Origin of the sequence: Leeuwenhoekiella marinoflava DSM 3653 (genome assembly GCF_900129005.1) — a bacterium.
GTDB classification, from domain to species: domain Bacteria; phylum Bacteroidota; class Bacteroidia; order Flavobacteriales; family Flavobacteriaceae; genus Leeuwenhoekiella; species Leeuwenhoekiella marinoflava.
Genome location: NZ_FQUN01000022.1, coordinates 1 through 18,607 on the forward strand (window position 1 = coordinate 1; position 18,607 = coordinate 18,607).

At 35.4% G+C, this 18,607-nt stretch carries 16 protein-coding genes; 12 read left to right on the forward strand and 4 right to left on the reverse strand.

The annotated features are described in order from the left end of the window. A partial coding sequence (locus tag BUB91_RS17595) for a helix-turn-helix domain-containing protein (RefSeq protein WP_317041360.1) occupies positions 1-187 on the reverse strand: 187 nt, incomplete at its 3' end. Positions 188-366: 179 nt separating this feature from the next. Between BUB91_RS17595 and BUB91_RS21660 the strand changes: the two genes are divergently transcribed. The 12 genes from BUB91_RS21660 to BUB91_RS17650 all read left to right on the forward strand — a co-directional run bounded on the left by BUB91_RS21660 (position 367) and on the right by BUB91_RS17650 (position 12,811). Next, positions 367-612, forward strand: a complete 246-nt coding sequence (locus BUB91_RS21660; RefSeq protein WP_164917880.1) for a helix-turn-helix domain-containing protein — start codon at positions 367-369, stop codon at positions 610-612. Between the two features lie 64 nt (positions 613-676). Further along, a complete protein-coding gene (locus tag BUB91_RS17605; RefSeq protein ID WP_073100516.1) occupies positions 677-2,197 on the forward strand; it encodes a S41 family peptidase in 1,521 nt (506 codons plus the stop codon). Positions 2,198-2,316: 119 nt separating this feature from the next. After that, positions 2,317-3,609 (forward strand): carboxypeptidase-like regulatory domain-containing protein, encoded by a 1,293-nt coding sequence (locus BUB91_RS17610; RefSeq protein ID WP_083558014.1) that lies wholly within the window; start codon positions 2,317-2,319, stop codon positions 3,607-3,609. Between the two features lie 458 nt (positions 3,610-4,067). Further along, a complete protein-coding gene (locus tag BUB91_RS17615; protein WP_073100518.1) occupies positions 4,068-5,567 on the forward strand; it encodes an ankyrin repeat domain-containing protein in 1,500 nt (499 codons plus the stop codon). Positions 5,568-5,590: 23 nt separating this feature from the next. Next, complete coding sequence (locus BUB91_RS17620) at positions 5,591-6,076, forward strand: DUF2271 domain-containing protein (RefSeq protein WP_073100519.1); 486 nt, start codon at positions 5,591-5,593, stop codon at positions 6,074-6,076. Between the two features lie 5 nt (positions 6,077-6,081). After that, on the forward strand, positions 6,082-8,283 hold the full coding sequence (locus BUB91_RS17625) for a PepSY domain-containing protein (RefSeq protein WP_073100520.1): 2,202 nt from the start codon (positions 6,082-6,084) through the stop codon (positions 8,281-8,283). Positions 8,284-8,419: 136 nt separating this feature from the next. After that, complete coding sequence (locus tag BUB91_RS17630) at positions 8,420-9,139, forward strand: hypothetical protein (protein ID WP_128759395.1); 720 nt, start codon at positions 8,420-8,422, stop codon at positions 9,137-9,139. 71 nt (positions 9,140-9,210) lie between these two features. Then, positions 9,211-9,714 carry a hypothetical protein gene (locus tag BUB91_RS17635; RefSeq protein ID WP_073100522.1) on the forward strand — a complete coding sequence of 168 codons (504 nt, stop codon included), beginning with the start codon at positions 9,211-9,213 and terminating at the stop codon, positions 9,712-9,714. An 11-nt stretch (positions 9,715-9,725) separates the two neighbouring features. Further along, positions 9,726-9,959: a hypothetical protein gene (locus BUB91_RS20830; RefSeq protein ID WP_128759394.1), complete on the forward strand. Its 234-nt coding sequence runs from the start codon at positions 9,726-9,728 to the stop codon at positions 9,957-9,959. Between the two features lie 133 nt (positions 9,960-10,092). Next, positions 10,093-11,169 (forward strand): peptide chain release factor 1, encoded by a 1,077-nt coding sequence (gene prfA, locus BUB91_RS17640; protein WP_073100523.1) that lies wholly within the window; start codon positions 10,093-10,095, stop codon positions 11,167-11,169. Between the two features lie 23 nt (positions 11,170-11,192). Next, positions 11,193-12,014, forward strand: coding sequence for an orotidine-5'-phosphate decarboxylase (gene pyrF, locus BUB91_RS17645; RefSeq protein WP_073100524.1), 822 nt, complete (start codon positions 11,193-11,195; stop codon positions 12,012-12,014). Positions 12,015-12,031: 17 nt separating this feature from the next. Continuing rightward, positions 12,032-12,811 (forward strand): ABC transporter substrate-binding protein, encoded by a 780-nt coding sequence (locus BUB91_RS17650; protein WP_073100525.1) that lies wholly within the window; start codon positions 12,032-12,034, stop codon positions 12,809-12,811. 50 nt (positions 12,812-12,861) lie between these two features. Here BUB91_RS17650 and BUB91_RS17655 read toward each other — a convergent pair whose 3' ends face one another. The 3 genes from BUB91_RS17655 to BUB91_RS17665 form a co-directional block, all read right to left on the reverse strand. Continuing rightward, positions 12,862-14,226, reverse strand: coding sequence for a RagB/SusD family nutrient uptake outer membrane protein (locus BUB91_RS17655; protein ID WP_073100526.1), 1,365 nt, complete (start codon positions 14,224-14,226; stop codon positions 12,862-12,864). A gap of 10 nt (positions 14,227-14,236) precedes the next feature. Next, positions 14,237-17,260 carry a SusC/RagA family TonB-linked outer membrane protein gene (locus tag BUB91_RS17660; RefSeq protein ID WP_073100527.1) on the reverse strand — a complete coding sequence of 1,008 codons (3,024 nt, stop codon included), beginning with the start codon at positions 17,258-17,260 and terminating at the stop codon, positions 14,237-14,239. A 362-nt stretch (positions 17,261-17,622) separates the two neighbouring features. Next, positions 17,623-18,603 carry a carbohydrate kinase family protein gene (locus BUB91_RS17665; RefSeq protein ID WP_073100528.1) on the reverse strand — a complete coding sequence of 327 codons (981 nt, stop codon included), beginning with the start codon at positions 18,601-18,603 and terminating at the stop codon, positions 17,623-17,625. Between the last annotated feature and the right edge of the window lie 4 nt (positions 18,604-18,607).

The window sequence follows — 18,607 nt, forward strand, 5'->3', positions numbered from 1 at the left end:
CCTCATAATCTGTAAGCTGGTAGCGCTTGAAAAAAGCAATGTATTTGCTAATGGTGTTGCGTGATAGGCCTAACCTTGAACTTATCTGCCGCTTGCTTACGCCCTCGCTGTAGAGCTTGAATATCTGTTTTACTTTTCGCATATCTATTTGTTTATTGGCCATCGTCTTTTTAGCAAAAAAAGACATTTGACTTTTTACAAATAGAATCGACTTTCTAGTGGTTCACTTTGGCCCGGCGAAGACGGCTCACATTGACCCGATTTAGGTGGTTCACTTTAGCCCGGCGAAGGTGGTATACTATGCCCGATTTTTGCAACATAGAAGATAACATCTACAATAAGTTTTGCCTGGACGAGCTTTCAAAAATGGCAAATATCAACAAATATGGATTCGTCAAAAAATTCAAGACTTCAACGGGAATGACACCGATGAACTATATTTTGATGAAGAAAATTTTTTCCTGTAAAACGTTTATCGAGCCCAATTCAGAACTCACCGAATTAGCTTATCTATATAATTTTTCAGATTTAGCCCATTTCTCCAAAACCTTTAAACGCTATATCGGTATTTCACCAAAAAAATTTCAAGCTAATCTTATCGAAATTTTGTAATTGCCAATATTATACAAGTGCCTCTTTTCGTATAAACCTACATTTGGAAAAATTTTAAATCCGAATGAAAAAAACAGCTTATTTCTCGCTTCTTTTTGTTGCGATATCCAATATTATATTTGCCCAATCTATAGACGATACTTTTTCACAAAAGAAAATGCGGAAAGATTTGGAAGTATTCAAAAACATACGCCTTAAAGCCAATTCCGGGCTTTATAAATACCGAAGTGAAGCGCAAATAGACAGTATTTATCTTTGGGCTGAAAAAGAAATCGACAAATCGTCAACTTATCTTGATTTTTACAACATCATTTGTCAATTAACCGATTTTGAGGGGAGTTTGCACAATGATACGGGCTTGCCCGAGAGGTATGTGAAAAACCTAAAAAGAGAGAGCTATGGCTATTTTCCATATCCCATCAAGTGGATTGACGGCAAATGGATTATCAATTATGAAAACAATGAAATTCCGCTTGGTTCTGAAATTATCGAAATAAATGGAGTTCCTATTTCAGAAGTTGTTTTAAACCTTTACAAATACTACACCACTGACGGACAAAATATAACGGGGAAAAGAATAGGTATTAGAACCCATTTTTCAAGATATTATAGATTCAATTATGGGCAAGAGGAGAAATTTCAGGTAAGTTTCAAAAAGCATACTTCTAATCTAGAAGAAAAAAAGACCATCAAAAGTGTTGGTTATTCGGAATATTACAAACGTTTTAACAACAGGTACTCTAAAGCCTTTGACCAAATATACTATGTCGACTTAAAGGCTGACGAAAAATACAAATACGAAAAAATAGATTCATTAACAGGTGTTTTAACGGTTTATACTTTTAGTATGGGAAATGAAACTACCGAAGAACACCAAACCTATCTTGCTTTTCTCGATAGTATTTTTTCTAAAATTAAAACTGAAAATATTAAACACTTGATTGTGGATATCCGTCAAAATGGTGGCGGAACAGATCCAAATGATTTGGTTACTTATTCGTACTTGACGCAAAGAAATTTCCAAGAAAACAAACAGGCTTGGATTAGTTTTAAAAAAGTCCCTTACCTTAAATACACCTATACGAAAATCCCAAGATTTTTAAGACCGTTGGGTGTCGGAAAATACAATAAAATGTTTCAGGAAGACTTTTATTTAGCAAAAGGTAATCGTTTTTACCAAGGACCGTTGAGCGATGACCATAAAATAAGAGAACCCAACAAAAATGCTTTTACGGGAAACAGCTATCTTTTGATAAGTCCGGCAGTTGCCTCGGCAGGAAGTTTGTTTGCTGCAATGGTATCAGGAAATGAAAACACAAGAGTGATCGGAGAAGAGACAATGGGCGGCTACTACGGACATAACGGACATACGCCATTGGGCTATATCTTACCTAAATCTAAAATCGAGACATTCTTTTCAGTAGTCAATCTGGAGCAAGATGTTCCTAAAAAAGGGAATCAAATTTATAATAGGGGAATTATTCCAGATTATGAAGTTTCACAGAATTATGAAGATTATATAAACCAAAAAGACACTCAAATGGACTTTGTACTTGACTTGATAAAAAGCAAGGCTACGGAATAAAAAACGTTGCTTAAATAATTAAGCGTCTTTCTGTACGCGGCTTTTTACTCATCGGTTGTTCTCGAAGTTTTTTTTCTATATTCAGGTATGGATTACTTTAAATCAAACAATGCGTAATTATGATCAAACATTCAATCCTGTTTTTATTATTATTCGCGTGGATGACACCAGCCACATACGCTCAAGAAACAGTCCTCTTGAAAGGAAAGGTTGTACGTAGTGAAACCTTGAAACCCTTGGGTTTAGCAACACTTGTATATCCCAATAAATCTCTTGGTTTTGAGGCGGATGATACGGGTGAATTTAGTTTTTATCTAACCGCTTCCCCAAGTGATAGTTTGGAAATAAGACATTTGGGCTATGAAGTATTAAAAATCTCAATAGCAGATTTTTTGACAGGTGACAGGGTTATTAAACTGAAAGATGATGAAGTTGCCCTCGCTGAAGTCGTTATTGTTAGTCGTAAAGATCAAATAGATGCAACTAAGCTTATGAAAAGGGTATACAAGCTGTATGCGCAAAATAAACCAAAAGAGCCACATATCGCAAAGTCTTATTTTAGAGAAACTGGAATTCTTGAAGGGGAATATGTTTTTTTTAATGAAAGCAGAGGCTATTCTATTTTTATGGGTCAACGTAAAGACGCAGCTCTATTTTCAAATTATAAGTTTTTTCCTGAACAATCACGTATTTCTAATGTTGCTTCAGGGTTTAAGGTACTGCTTGAAAATGCTATTCAGGAAAGGAATGGCTTAGATTTGAGTTATGTTGGGTTTTCAAATAATGAAAACAATTATCGAAGATTTCAGGAATATGGGCCATTATCTAAGAGGTATCATTCCAGATTTGATTATCAGTTAGATTCCACATATATTAATAATGGCGTTAAATATTACAAAGTAGGTTTTAATGATAATCAACTAAAAGGCGCTGTGGTGGTTAATGGTGTTAGCTTGCAGCTCTTAGAAGCAACCTATGAAACCGATGAACTCATATCAAACCCCTTTACGAAAAGTACGCCTGGTCAAATCAGTCTGGCATTTAGATATATTAATGAGGTACCCTATCTTTCTGAAATGACATCTAAAAGCACGCATAACGGACTTGAAATTACCAATTACCTTAAAACAGTAGCTCAAAAGTTTAGGGGTTTTGATTTATCTGAAAATCAATACTGGGGCTTTAATATGATCTCAGAACATTTCTATATCTCTTATTCACCTGAAGAATGGTTGAGCATCCCTTATTATAGCAATCCTGAATTCAAAGCTGTAGAATCTGATCTGAAAATAGGAGGTAAGGATTTAGAAGAACAATTTACAGACCATTCAGGAGCTTGGATGAATACCCCAACTTTTGAGATCGGTGCTGCCAAGAATAAAATAAAAGAACTTGAAGTATATTTTAATTGATTTTAAACGCCCCCTATCTAATTCTGAAGTTGGACGTTCATTAACGTCCCGTAAACTATTTCTACCTATTTCTATTCTCAGCATATAATATATTGACAGCTCAGGTTACTATAGATTCGATAAAGGATGTCATTGATGATTCTTTTGGATCCTTATTTATGGTATAGCAGCAGAAGCTTTGAAGAATAAAAAAGATTTAAAATTCTATCTGGCCCATCAAGATGGAGTTGATATTAACAATTTAAAAGTTTCAGTTCTTGAGCACATTTTTAGGCAGCATAGCATAGACTGTAAAAGCTTCGTTTAAACAAAAGAAAATTATGGTACTGTAATCTTGTCGGTATTGGTTGATATTCTTAGAGAGCAAGAGCAAAATATTCAATTAAGAATCAGACATAAACCCAAAAAATAATTACATTTGCTTCACTATTTATAATTAATCTAAAAAAGAATAAGTAATGAAATTAGTGCGATATTTTTTTGGAACTCTTGCAGTGTTTTTTAGTTTGACACTAAATGCTCAAGATTCTAACAAATTACTTTCTGGAGATTTCTGGAGTAATAAGCCTTCTTTAGAAGATGTTAAGGGAGCAGTTTCAGAAGGCAATGATCCTTCAGAACTTAATAATAACAATTTTGATCCTGTTGTACTTGCCATACTCAATGATGCTCCGGTTGAAGTTGTAGGGTATTTATTTGACCAGAAAGGCAATTCAGTAAACAAATTAACACACGATGGTCGTACTTATATTTTTTGGGCTGCGTATCGTGGTAATTATGCTCTGGTTAAAAAGTTTGCCGATGCAGGTGCGAAAATGGACTTGATAGATAATCATGGGTATTCTGTATTTAATTTTGCAGCAAACGCAGGCGTTGCTGATACTAAAATTTATGATTATTTAATCACTAAAGGCTCTAATCCTAAGATCGAAAAAAATCATAGTGGGGCAAACGCACTTTTGCTAAACCTTCCTAGTCAAAAAGACTTTAAAATGGTTGATTATTTTGAGTCTAAAGGTTTGTCACTTAATGATACTGATGCTGAAGGAAATAATGCTTTTATCTATACAGCACGCTCAGGTAACATAGAGATGATGAATACGCTTATCGAAAAGGGTATTGATCATAAGGTGAAGAACGATGAGGGAGGAAATGCTATTCTTTTCGCTGCTCAAGGAACACGTCGTGGTTCTAGTTCTTTATCCGTATTTAAGTATTTAGAAGATCTTGGTGTTGAGGTAAACGTTACTACAAAAAGCGGGACTAATCCGCTTCACATTCTTGCCGGTAGAAATAAGGATATGGACATCTTTAATTATTTCTTAGAAAAAGGAGTACAACCTTTAGCTGTAGATGGTGACGGGAATACCCCATTAATCTATGCAGCATCAAGAAATGATCTTGAGGTAGTAAAATTATTTGAAGAAAAATCAAAAGATATCAATCATACTAATAAAGAGGGTGTTTCTGCTTTAACTATGGCTGTTGCCGGGAATTCTCCAGAAGTTGTGAGCTATCTAATTGCTCAAGGCGCAGATGCAGGTATTGTTGATGAAAATGGAAACACTTTAATGTATTATTTAGTTAATGCGTATAATCCTCGCAGCGCAGCAGATTTTGATGTGAAAATGGAACTTCTTAAAAATGAAGGTGTAGATTTTGCAGCAACTCAGGAGAATCAGGAAAACATGCTTTTACTTGCTGTTAAAAAGAACAGCTTAGCATTGACTAAAAAGGCATTAGATCTGGATATCAATGTAAATCAAGCTGATTCAGATGGTAATACTCCATTGCAATTAGCAGCCTTAAGAGCAGACGATACTAAGATTTTGGAACTCCTTGTGTCTAAAGGTGCAAATACTAATGTTACGACAGATTTTGGTGAGAGTATTTATGATCTTGCCAGTGAAAATGAAATTTTAACGAGGAGTAAAGCGAGTTTAGAGTTTTTAAAATAATAGTATACAATTCATTTAAAATTATGAGATTAAAAACCATTTTATTAGGATTATTCTGCTTTACTCTTTTTTCTTTCGTAGAAAAAGATGTAACAGAGACCACTTTTAAGTGTTTGATTCAACTTACAAACTACAGTGGAGAAGGAGCATACGTTGTTGTATCACTAATTAATCCGGAAGGTAAATATGAAAAGACGCTTTTAGTTCAAGGTGATGATGAAGAGTGGTATCCTGATCTTACTGGGTGGTGGGATCAGCAAAAAGTGAAAAACGAAAATATTGACGGTATTGCGGGAGCAACAGTAGGTGCTGGTGGTCGTGGTGTAGGGATATTTAAAATCGCTCAGGATAAAGTGGGCAAGGGTTATAAGTTGAGATTTGAGACAGCCGTTGAAGATCAAAAGTATCATCAAGATGATCTTTTGATTTCATTAGACCAAGCGAACCTAAATGGTAAGTTTCCGGGTAACGGGTATATAAGATATGTGCGATTAATGGCTAGCAACTAGTTTTTATGATATTATCATTGTGGAGATACAGTCATCTGGTGTTGGCTGTATCTTCTTTTTTATTCATACTTGTTGCATCGTTGACTGGTATTATACTTGCTTTTGAACCTATAAATCACGCAGTATTAGATTATAGTGAGGGTCAAAAGAATATTCCGGTAACTCAATTAATAGAGGTACTTAAGTCAAATTATGACGAAGTTTTAAGTGTAGCAATTGATGAGTCTGGCTTTGTTAAAGCTTCTGTGTTGAGTATGGAAGGCGATAGTGGTGATTTCTATATCAACCCACTTACCGGAAAAAAGGTAGCGGAAATAGAAAAACAAGCTGCTATTTTTCAGTTTGCAACCAGTTTACACCGAAGTCTATTTCTTAAAAGTACGGGGCGATTTTTTGTAGGGCTAGCTTCTTTCCTGCTATTTCTTATAAGTATAACCGGGCTCGTATTGATTATCAAACGTCAACAGGGTATTCGAGCCTTATTTAATCGTGTTATAAAGGACAACTTCTATTCGTACTACCATATTTATTTAGGCAGATTACTTCTTGTACCTATCCTTATAATAACCGTTACAGGTGTTTACCTTTCTTTGCAGCGTTTTGAAATCCTACCTAAGGTAATCCTAAGTCATGATGTAGATTATACTTCAATAAAAGATAGTCCGCAACGATCATTAGTTGAATTTCCGGCGTTGAGAAATGTAAAACTAGCCGACCTTAGGTATATAGAATTTCCGTTTAGTCCAGATGCAGAAGACCCTTATAAAATCAGTTTAAAAAATAAAGAGATACTTGTTAATCAAGTTACGGGTGAAGTCATTAGTGAGTTATCGTATCCGTTTGTAAATATGATGTCTCATTACAGTACGGTTTTACATACCGGAAGAGGTAGTGTTATCTGGTCATTAGTACTTGCAGCGGCTTGTGTGAGTATAGTATTCTTCATTTACTCAGGCTTTAAGATGACCTTTATGCGTCGTCAGGGTAAGATCAAAAACAAATATAAAGCATCAGAATGCGAAATTGTCGTTCTGGTAGGTTCTGAGACGGGAAGTACTTTGTCTTTTGGAAGTCTTTTTTACAAAGAGCTTCTCAAAAAAGATAAAAAAGTATTCTTAACTCAGATGGATAAATATCAGAAGTTCTCCAAAATGGAGCAATTGGTTATTTTCACATCTACTTATGGAGCTGGAGAGCCCCCAGCTAATGCTTCAAAATTTATTAGTCAGCTTCAAAAAACGAGTTTAGATCAAAACTTTAAATATAGTGTTGTAGGCTTTGGGTCTTTGGCATACCCCAGTTATTGCAAATTTGCTTTTGATGTAGATGAAGCCTTAAGCTCATGTACTTCTGCACAAGAGCTTTTAAAGCTTTATACCATAAACAATAAATCTTGGGAAGCATTTGATCAATGGGTTGATCAATGGGGAGAACGACTTGGTTTGGCACTTGATGTTCCTCGAGACAATTTAGTAACTAAGCCGCGTAAGAAGCCTAAGAAGTTTAAGGTAATGACTAATACTAAAGCAGAGGATAGTCCTGATGGTACTTTTTTAGTAGCATTAGAGCCGGAGAAGGCTGTGCAATTTAAGCCTGGTGATTTGTTGGCTATTTATCCAGAGAAAGATTCGCATGAGCGTTTGTACTCTATCGGAAAGAATTTAGAAGGCCAATTACTTTTAAGTATCAAGAAACATGAATTTGGACTTTGTTCTAATTATTTAAATAATTTAAATGTTGGGGAGTCTTTAAGTGCTGTTCGCGTTAGAAATCCTGAATTTCATTTAAAGAAATCTCAAAAGGCAATAATGATTGCAACAGGTACAGGTATTGCTCCGTTTTTAGGAATGATGGCAGATAATCATTCTAAAAAAGATCTTGTTCTGTATTGGGGAGGAAAAAATGAAAGAAGTTATAGTCTTTATAAATCACAAATTGAAACGGCATTAGATAGTGGTTATTTAAGTACATTTATTCCTGCTTACTCTAGAATATCTGATGATAAAATTTATGTACAAGATTTAATAGCAAAAGATCATTATATCTTTTCAAATGCTTTAAAGCAGGGAACTGTTCTAATGATTTGTGGCTCTATCATAATGCAGAAAGAAGTTGTAGCGGCCCTTCAGGTAATTTGCGAAAACTATAACCTTAACAGCTTAAGTTTTTATCAAAAACGGGGTCAGGTTAAGATGGACTGCTATTAGAGATGAGCAGTTTATGATTATAAGTTATGCTTAAAAGTTTCTAATTTAATAGTATATTCTGTAGATTTTTAATAGACCTCATTTTGAGGTTTTTAGTTAAATTTAGTCTTTATGAAAAGATAGATTGCAGAATCTTTTGAGGAAAAAACTACATAAATATTTACGTTTAGAATGGGTTGCTGCATTGCTTTTAGTGGTCAATTTTTTTGTGACGTACAATTTTGATTTAGAATTTTTTAGATTAGTGCGGTTAATCTCACTTTGTACTTTAGTGATTTATTATCTGTATAAAAAACACGTAAAGAGTATTTTTCTCCTACTCGCCTTTTTGTTTTTTATAAGTAGAGATGTAGGATATCAATTTTTTGAAGAAATTTGGGGCGCAGAATTGTATATGGCTTCGGCTACGATAGGTTATTTGTTACTCTTTTTTGACAGAATTCCTTATCTCAAAAATGGCATCAAATGGTCCACAGTGTTATTGACCTTTGTTTTAGTTGTAGCTACGGGGAGCATCTTACTTTTACTAGGGGATTTAGCAGAAGCTAATTTAGAAACTCAATTTGAACTTATACTATTTTACAGTTATGGTGTTTCTTTAATATTGTTAGTTTTAGCAGCCTGCTATTATAATCATAGATTGAATAGTATGCGTTCGCTGCTTTTTATCTTTACGGTTTTTGGTTTTGTAGTTTCAGATATTGCAGCTTGTCTTGCTTATTTTAATGAAATGAATAATTTCTATTATCTTGATAGAAGTTTGTTTATTGTGAGTATGGCACTGCTTGCCAATTTTGGTATGAATGTGGAAGGAGCTGAATTAGAGCAAGCAGATTTTTTAGTCTTGAAAGAATAAGAATTTACCTCAGTGTGTATAAGAATATTTTACTTGTTTTAAAGTAAAATTCAGGGTTTTAAATTATATGTATGGGGATGACTAGAGCAGAGCGTTTAAAATTGAGCAGCGCTAAAGGATCGTTTTTAAATAACCTTACGGTTGTAGGGGGACTTCTTTTTGTTTGTAATGCATGTGCTTTATTCTATTTATCAGATTTTGAGTCCAGAGGGGTTCGATTAGCATCTTCGCTTGTTTTGGTTTTGTATTATATTTTTTTATTACCTAAATACAGCCGACTTCTAATCCTTATTCTGGTTTCTTTTATAATAAGGGATTGTGCTGTTCTGGTGTATGAGACTCCGCTAGGTGTTTATAGTTATTTCAGCTTTGGGTTAATAGCTTATTTGATCTTAACTTTTAAGCAATTTAGAAATCTAAAACAGTATCGTTTTGAATATCCTTCAGTATTATCAATTGTGTTATTTGCTATAGCCAGTTTTTTTATTCTGTACAATTTAGAAACTGCTGTAGAGCCTTATTTTGAAAATACTTCAACACCATTCTTTTTTATGTCCTGGGTACTAGTGTTATAATCGTTTTGTTTATGGCTGTTTACTATTATTACAGGCTAGGTAGTTTGAGAGCTCTGATATTTTGCTTTAGTGTTTTTGCTTTTATGCTTTCTGATGTGTTGAGTAATTTTGCATATTATGCAGATCTTTTCTACCTATTCCTTTTTGTTAGATTCTTTTATTTGGCAGGGTTAATCTTATTGATAAACTATGGGGTGAGTCATGAGTTACGCGAGAAAGAGGATGAATACAATAAGGAGGCTTAATTCTAATACTTTTATGCATTTCGAGTTCAGCTGAATTCAATTTACAATTCTTAATAGTTGTATTATTCCTATATTAAAATATCCAACATAACCCTTATTTTTTGCGTAAATTCGCAAGCAATTAAAAATTCACATGCTAGAACGATTAAACTTTATAAAACAACGCTTTGACGAAGTAAGCGATCTTATTATTCAACCTGATATAATCACAGATCAGAAGCGTTATGTAGAGCTCAATAAAGAATACAAAGACTTACGCGCTCTTATGGATGAGCGTGAGAAATACATTCAATATACACAGCAAGTAGAAGAAGCAGAAGAGCTCATAGCAGATGGTGGCGACCCTGAAATGACGGAAATGGCTAAACTTCAGCTTGAAGAATCTAAAGGAGCTTTACCGGCACTTGAGGAGAAAATCAGATTTATGCTGGTACCTAAAGATCCTGAGGACGCTAAAAATGCCGTGATGGAAATTCGGGCGGGAACCGGTGGCGATGAAGCAAGTATTTTTGCAGGAGATTTGTATAGGATGTACATGAAATACTGCGAGAGCAAAGGCTGGAAAACCAGTACTATAGATTATAGTGAAGGTACCAGTGGCGGTTATAAGGAAATCCAAGTTGAGGTTACCGGTGATGATGTATACGGAACCTTACGTTTTGAGGCCGGAGTTCACCGTGTTCAGCGTGTTCCACAAACCGAAACTCAAGGTCGTGTGCATACCAGTGCGGCAACAGTGATGGTCTTTCCGGAAGCTGAAGAGTTTGATGTAGAAATCGATCCTAAAGATGTACGTATAGATTATTTCTGTTCTTCTGGCCCAGGTGGTCAGTCGGTAAACACGACTTATTCGGCGGTGCGTTTAACGCATGAGCCAACCGGACTTGTAGCGCAATGTCAGGATCAGAAATCTCAGCATAAGAATAAGGAAAAGGCTTTTAAAGTATTACGCTCGCGTCTTTATGATATGGAGCTTGCTAAGAAACAAGAAGAAGATGCTTTGAAGCGTGGGTCTATGGTTACTAGTGGTGACCGTAGTGCAAAAATACGTACGTATAACTACCCGCAAGGGCGTGTTACAGATCACCGTATCAACCTTACCTTATACGATTTGTCAAATATCATCGACGGAGATATTCAGCGTATTATTGATGAATTACAATTGGTAAGCAATACCGAAAAATTAGCCGAAGGAGGAGATACTATCTAAACTTTAAAAAAATAAATTTTTACGTGGACGCCAATACCCTCTTTGAACAAATTAAAAAAAAGCAATCTGTACTTTGTGTAGGCCTAGATACTGATCTAGAAAAAGTGCCTCAGCATTTACTACAGGAGGAAGATCCCATTTTTGCTTTCAATAAGGCTATTATAAACGCAACACATCACGTTGCTGTTGCCTATAAACCCAATACAGCTTTTTATGAAGCTTACGGTATTAAAGGCTGGCAATCTCTAGAAAAGACAATCAACTATTTGAATGAAAATTATCCTGATGTTTTTACGATTGCAGATGCAAAACGTGGAGATATCGGGAATACCTCTGGCAGGTATGCCAAAGCTTTTTTTGAAGATCTAGGCTTTGATTCTGTGACTACAGCTCCTTATATGGGTAAAGATTCTATAGAACCTTTTCTAGCTTTTGAAGGAAAATTTACAATAATGTTGGCGCTGACTTCAAATCCGGGAGCTTTTGATTTTCAAACTTTGAAAGTGGGAGATACCGAATTGTATAAAAAAGTTTTAAAGACTTCTAAGTCTTGGAAAAACAGCGACCGACTGATGTATGTTGTAGGCGCTACAAAGGCTGAGTTTTTAGCTGAAATTCGTCAGATAATTCCTGAAGCATTTTTACTCGTGCCTGGAGTAGGTGCACAGGGAGGAAGTATGGATGCTGTTTTTAAATATGGAGCTACTGAAACTGCCGGGTTATTGATAAACTCTTCAAGAGGAATTATATATGCTTCTGCAGGTGAAAATTTTGCTGAAGCCGCAGCTACCGAAGCTCAAAAATTACAGCAACAAATGGCTGTACATCTTCAGAAATTGATTTAAACCTTTAGCTTTGGTCTATGAAAGATCAACTGGGTCATGTTATTTCACTTCAAAAGCCGCCTACGCGTATAGTTTGTTTAGTGCCAAGTCTTACAGAACTTTTGGTAGATTTAGATCTGAGTGAGCATATTGTGGGGGTTACTAAGTTTTGCGTGCATCCTGAGAACCTTCGTGAAGAAAAACAGGTTGTGGGTGGCACAAAATCTATTCATTTAGATAAAATCAAACAATTAAAGCCGGACTTTATTCTTTGTAATAAAGAAGAGAATACGCTTGAAATCGTAGAAACTTGCCGGAAAATAGCTCCGGTTTATGTTTCAGATATCAATACTTTTGAAGAGTTTTATGCATTTCTTAAAGACTTAGGGAAGGTTTTTCAGATTGAAAATTCAACACAAAATCTAATTGAAGAAGTATCTGGAAAACGACATGCTTTTCAGAAAAGAGTACTTTTAAGACCTGCTCAAAAGGTTGCCTACTTGATTTGGAATAACCCGGTGATGGTTGCGGGAGGAGCAAATTTTATCAATGTACTTTTAAAAGAATTACAGTTTAAGAACATCTTTGAGCGTGAAAAGAGTAGATACCCGGAAATCAAAATAACTGATTTAAAAGAGGCGGAATTAGTCTTGTTGTCATCAGAGCCTTTTCCTTTTAAAAAAAAGCATATAGCACAATTCCAACAATATACAGATGCAAAAATCCTTTGCGTGGACGGTGAGTATTTTAGTTGGTATGGGAGTAGACTTCTTAAAGCATTTGATTACTTTGAGGAGCTGCTTGAATGTATGGAATAAAAAAAGCCATCCTTTTGGGATGACTTTTTTATTAGGTATTTTAATACCATTTAAGAACCATAGCCTGGATTGTTATCTCCAATTAAATCATTGGTGTCCATTTCATTTTGAGGAATAGGTAATACTAAAGTCGGATCATTATATGGTAAACCATCTATATCATTTTTGGTTCGTTTAAGATCGTGAAGTAAAAAACCTTCAAAAGCGAGTTCAAGTTGACGTTCCAGTAGAATGTCATCCTGAGTTAATGGTGCTGTAACTGTTATTGCACCTGATCTCAGGCGTAACATATTAATATCTTCTTCAGGAGTTTGGCCTATTGAGGTGGTTTCAATAATATTTCCTTCAGCACGTATAAGGTACATCTCAGCAAGTCTAATTAATGGAATGTTGGCAAACTGGTTAGTGTATTTTCCGGTTAGGTCATCACCATAATCACCAATATATGAGTAGTTCGCACGTTCATCATCAGCATCTGGAAATAGTGCAAAGTAGTCAGGGTTTAAAACAATATCACCGCCACGACCTCCATTGTCTTGAGATGCATAAAACGTAATAAAGTCACTTTCTCCAGTCTGATTCGTAACTTGAAAAGCAAATATATCTTCAGGTGAATTTGCATCATTATTAAATGCGCCTGCAAAACTTTCAGTTAGTGAGGCTCCGCTATTTTCGATAACATCATCTGCTGCATCTCTCGCTGAGGCATAATTTTGCATTTGTAAATAAACTCGAGCTCTTATAGCTTGAGCAGCATATTTTGTAGCGAAAACTCCATTTGATGTAGGTAGTTTTGTATAGGCATCACCTAAATCATTTAAAATTTGAGCATAAATTTCTTCAACAGAGGCTCTTTCAGCAGGAAGTGGTTGTGAATAATCTTCATATCCAGTAAGCCTAAGGGGAACACCTGCTTGATTATTAGTAGCTCCTGCTTCATATGGTAAAGCCCAAAGACGAATTAATTCAAAGTAATTGATCGCTCTAAGAAATTTAGCTTCTCCCTCAACCTGAGCTTTTTTATCATCACTACTAGTTATAATATCTAAGTTGTCTATAATTAAATTTGTTTGATTAATGCTCTCATAATTATTAAACCAAGTATCTCTGACAAAAGTATTATCTACTAGAAGACTCTTTTGTATAAGCTGTCTTGGAGCCACGAAAGTACCAAACCAACTAATTTGATCCGATGCTCCTAAAAGGTCTGCCATAATTTGAATATCTCCTCCAAAACTTACACCTTGACCGGATTCTTGATAAATTCCTAATAATAAAGCATCCAGGTTTTGTTCTGAACTTAATGCTTGTGAGCCATCAATACTTTGCTCTGGATCAATTTCTAAATTATCTTCACAGCTAAATATTATTAGCGTTAGGAGAAGTAAAATTGAAAATCTATATATGTTATTCATAGTGTTTTTTTTAAAATTTTACATTAAGTCCTACAGAGAATGTTCTTGCCGGAGGAACCGAATAAAAAGCTTGTCCGACACCGCCAGCATCACTTCGAGCTTCTGGATCGTAACCTTCATAATCAGTAAATGTTAATAGGTTAACACCTGTTGCATAGATACGTACTTTAGAAAGACCGTAACGTTCTATAACTCCTTCAGGTAGACTATATCCTAACGTAGCGTTACGTAACCTGATGAAATCACTTTCGTCTAAATAACGTGTTGATTGCGCAGTACCATTACCTCCAAAAAGGCGTGCCTGTGGTACATCTGTGATGTCGCCAGGTTGTTGCCATCTATCTGTAAATTGATCAAGTGTTTGGTTGTCAAAATAGTCTGCGCTAGCAGATTGAAAGCGACCACCTCCATTATAGATGGATGCACCAAATTCTCCTTGAAAAGTGAATGAGAAATCAATATCCATAAAGTTTATGGTGTTGGTAATACCTCCATACCACTCTGGGAAAGGATTGCCCACAACGATTCTATTAGCACTATTTGCATTGGTTGTTGTTTCTTTACTAAGAGAACCGTCTGGATTTTCAGAATTTATAAAATATAAAGCATCACCATTTGCAGGATCAACACCTGCATACTCTATCATATACAATGCATTTACAGGCTCACCAACACGTTGAATGTTTTGACCATTCACAATATCATTATTGCTGTTAGGAAGTGATAAAATTTCATTTTTGTTATAAGCCAAGTTTAAGCTTGTTGACCATTGGAAATTTTCAGTTTGAATGTTATCTGTGTTTAATACAAATTCAAAACCTTTGTTTTCCAACTCACCAATGTTACTGCTAATACTTGAAGCTCCTGAACTTGGAATAAGTGGAACGTCAAATAGAAGACCATCTGTGTTTTTATGGTAATAGTCAATTTCTCCAGAGATTCTACCATTAAAGAAGCCATATTCTATACCAAAATCTGTTTGAGTTGTAGTTTCCCAAGTTAGATCTGGGTTTCCAGGTTGACTTAGAGATATGCCTGGGCGTTGATTGTAGGAAATAGCAGCAAATAAATATCGAGACGAGAAATCACCTATCTCAGCATTACCTGTCTTACCCCAACTCCCACGAAGTTTTAAGTACGATAATAAATCAGAATCCTGTAAAAAGTTTTCCTCAGAAACAACCCATCCTGCAGAAAATGCAGGGAATACACCATAGCGCTCATTGCCTCCAAACCTAGAAGAACCATCTCTTCTTATGCTTGCTTTTAATAAATATTTATTTGCATAATCATAAGTAGCTCTTGCAAATAAGGAAAAAAAGGAGTTAGCAGAACGATTACCACGACCGGCAACTATATCAGCTCCTCCATCTACAGTTTGAAAATCATCTGACGGAAACTGGTTTGCTGTTACACTCTCATATCGTCTAGTGGTTTCGTTTAATTCTGTACCTGCCACAATACTTAAAGTGTTTAAATCTCCTAATTGTTTATCATAACTTAAGAAACCTGAAACAATATAGTTTTCAGCATTTACGCTACTGGCAAATACTTCGCCATTTGTTGATTGAAAAGGTGCGTTTCTACCAGTAAAATTATCTTCAGTTTGGTAGTATAAATCATATGCAAAGTTACCATTGATTTTTAAGCCATCTAAAATTTCATAATCTCCAAAGGTTCTTCCGTTAACTCGTTTTATAATGGTTTTATAAAACGCATTTTCTTCTTGTAATAAGAAGTTAGGGTAAATAGTATTTGCGTTAGGTGATCCATCTTCATTATAAGCTGGTGAGATATGAGGCTGTGCAATCCCTTGAAGTGGGTTTACAAAAGCATTATCATTAGCGATACGGTCGATATCTGTACGAGAATAGCTTAGGTTCATCCCAATATTAAAACGCTCGCTGAATTTATGATTTATGTTTGTTCTACCGTTAAATCGTCTTAATTCATTACCACGAATGATGCCTCTAGTTTCATTTAAAGATCCTGCAAAGAAAATGGAAGTCTTTGCATTTCCTCCACTCATAGAGAAGTCTGCATCAGAAACGTGTCCGTTCTGAAAAGCAAGGTCTTGCCAGTCTGTGTTTACTGCGTTATTTCGCCAGTCTGTACCAGCTGCAAGAAAGTCAAATTGATCTTCTATATATGCTATAGCTTCTGCTTCATCATTAAATGAAGATCCAACAGCATTAACAGCCGCTTCGCGAAATAGCTCAATATATTGAGAAGAGTTTAACCAATCTCTTTTGTTAGTTGGTTCACTTGAACCGTGACTTATATTTACCGAGAATTCAGATTTACCTTCTTTGCCTGTTTTAGTAGTTATAATAACAACTCCATTAGCACCTCGTGCACCATATATTGCGGCTGATGAGGCATCTTTAAGAATCTCAATAGATTCAATTTCATTAGGACTAATAGAAAGAAGTGGATTAGTTGGAGCTCCGTTATTTGATTCATCGCCATTGTAAAGAGGAATGCCGTCTAATACATACAGAGGTTGCGTGCCAGCTGATATACTTGTTGCTCCACGTACACGGATATTTAAGCCACCTTCTACTTTTCCATTAGTCTGGGTTATTTGTACCCCAGCAGCTTTACCTACAAGTGCACTTTGAAAGTTAGAAACAGGTACTTCATCAATATCTTCAGCACTAAGCTTTACAATATTGTCGGTAAGCGTTCGCTTACTTTGAGTTCCATAGCCAACAACTAAAATTTCATCAAGTTCATCTGCGCTTGCTTGTAAAGTAATATTGTAAGTTGTTGTTGATGTTACTGAAACTTCTTGATTTTTAAATCCGAGATAAGAAAAAACCAACCTAGAGCCTTCATTGGCACTAATTGAATAATTTCCATCAAAATCAGTTTGAGTTCCTGTTGAAGTGCCTTTTACCGAGATGTTTACGCCCGGTAATGGGAGGCCTTGATCATCTGTTACTGTTCCTGTCACCGTTTTTGTTTGTGCAAACGAAATGTAACAGAAAAGCATCGCGATGATGCTTAGAGAAAATTGTAATTTTCTATTCATATATAAGGTTTAAAGGTTAATATTTCTCTAATACCCTAAAGAAAAAATGAGTTTGAAAATTTTAATAATCTTCATCTAATTAGGGTTGAGAGATGTTGAATATATACGAAAATAGGTTATTCGTGGTAATAAATGCTTAAATTAAGTTAATTTAGTATTGTTTAATTATATCTGTTAAAATTGTTAATCAACAATTTTAACAGATATATAATAATAACACTATCAAATTCAGAATTTGAAATTTTTTAGCTTCAATATTTTTATTATGATGAATTTCGGAATGGTGTAGGTAATTGTGTTAAAGTTTAATTCTTTTGAGTTAAAAGGAAGATTTGCTCTAGAATTAAGCGCAGTGATATGCTTTAGGTGAGATAATTCAACTTTCTAATCGCTTCGGTCTCCTCGGCGTTTCTAAATACGTCCCAGGTTTTTCCTTGTGTGCGTCTTGCTCCTAGAATATTAGCAAATTGTCCGGCCTTTATAGGATCTTGATATTTAGCAAAACCGTACGCCAAACCTCCGGCAAAACTATCTCCGCAGCCGGTAGTATCAACGACTTTGTCAACTTTTACAGAACTGATCCAATCTTTTTTAATGGCATTTTTTTCTAAATGATATAAGATGCACCCGCGGGAATCCATGGTGACATAGAAATAAGACACGCCTTTTTTAAGGATGTGAGCAGCTAGTTCGTCGAGATGTTCTGTAGCATTTTCATCATAAATAGAAGGAATCTCGTGGTCGTATTCGTTAGCAAAAGCCATACACTGAGACTCTTCTAAATTCATTTTAAGCACATCAATATAGGGAAGCCATTCATCACGATCAACCCAAAATTTACGGTGTCTGTGACCCTTAACATCCATAGCTGTAGTAGCACCATGTGCATCAAAAATAATAAGTCCTTTACTGTGTTTTTTAATATGTTTTAAAGTGCTCAGGCTGATTTCAAAATCGGTTATGGGAACAAATACAAAAGCATCGGCATCCAGATGTTTCTTAATGTGTTTAGGACGTATGGGATTCATACATGCCAGTTGCTTTTCCTCGCGATTGTTTTGGTCTTTAAAATCTAAGAGTATTACCGTACCGCTATCTTCTTTGGTGTTTATTCCGCTTAAGTCTACGTTCTTAAAATCTTCAAATTCTTGAGTAATTCCCGCTGTATCTTTTTTATGCATATTAGTAACCGGCACAACAATTCCTTCAGTATCCAGAAGTTTAGATAAAGCAATTACAGGATGCGTAACACAGCCGTAACGCATGATGATGTCGTTTTCGTACGTGGAGATAGTATCTCTGGGAATAGGTCCTGCGACAACTATTTTAAGCGGTTTTGGCATAATG

Excerpts from the sequence above, each read along its gene's own strand:
- BUB91_RS21660 (WP_164917880.1), top strand. The coding sequence starts at position 367 with ATGGCAAATATCAACAAATATGGATTCGTCAAAAAATTCAAGACTTCA.
- BUB91_RS17605 (WP_073100516.1), top strand. The coding sequence starts at position 677 with ATGAAAAAAACAGCTTATTTCTCGCTTCTTTTTGTTGCGATATCCAAT.
- BUB91_RS17610 (WP_083558014.1), top strand. The coding sequence starts at position 2,317 with ATGATCAAACATTCAATCCTGTTTTTATTATTATTCGCGTGGATGACA.
- BUB91_RS17615 (WP_073100518.1), top strand. The coding sequence starts at position 4,068 with ATGAAATTAGTGCGATATTTTTTTGGAACTCTTGCAGTGTTTTTTAGT.
- BUB91_RS17620 (WP_073100519.1), top strand. The coding sequence starts at position 5,591 with ATGAGATTAAAAACCATTTTATTAGGATTATTCTGCTTTACTCTTTTT.
- BUB91_RS17625 (WP_073100520.1), top strand. The coding sequence starts at position 6,082 with ATGATATTATCATTGTGGAGATACAGTCATCTGGTGTTGGCTGTATCT.
- BUB91_RS17635 (WP_073100522.1), top strand. The coding sequence starts at position 9,211 with ATGGGGATGACTAGAGCAGAGCGTTTAAAATTGAGCAGCGCTAAAGGA.
- BUB91_RS20830 (WP_128759394.1), top strand. The coding sequence starts at position 9,726 with ATGGCTGTTTACTATTATTACAGGCTAGGTAGTTTGAGAGCTCTGATA.
- prfA (WP_073100523.1), top strand. The coding sequence starts at position 10,093 with ATGCTAGAACGATTAAACTTTATAAAACAACGCTTTGACGAAGTAAGC.
- BUB91_RS17650 (WP_073100525.1), top strand. The coding sequence starts at position 12,032 with ATGAAAGATCAACTGGGTCATGTTATTTCACTTCAAAAGCCGCCTACG.
- BUB91_RS17655 (WP_073100526.1), bottom strand. The coding sequence starts at position 14,226 with ATGAATAACATATATAGATTTTCAATTTTACTTCTCCTAACGCTAATA.
- BUB91_RS17660 (WP_073100527.1), bottom strand. The coding sequence starts at position 17,260 with ATGAATAGAAAATTACAATTTTCTCTAAGCATCATCGCGATGCTTTTC.
- BUB91_RS17665 (WP_073100528.1), bottom strand. The coding sequence starts at position 18,603 with ATGCCAAAACCGCTTAAAATAGTTGTCGCAGGACCTATTCCCAGAGAT.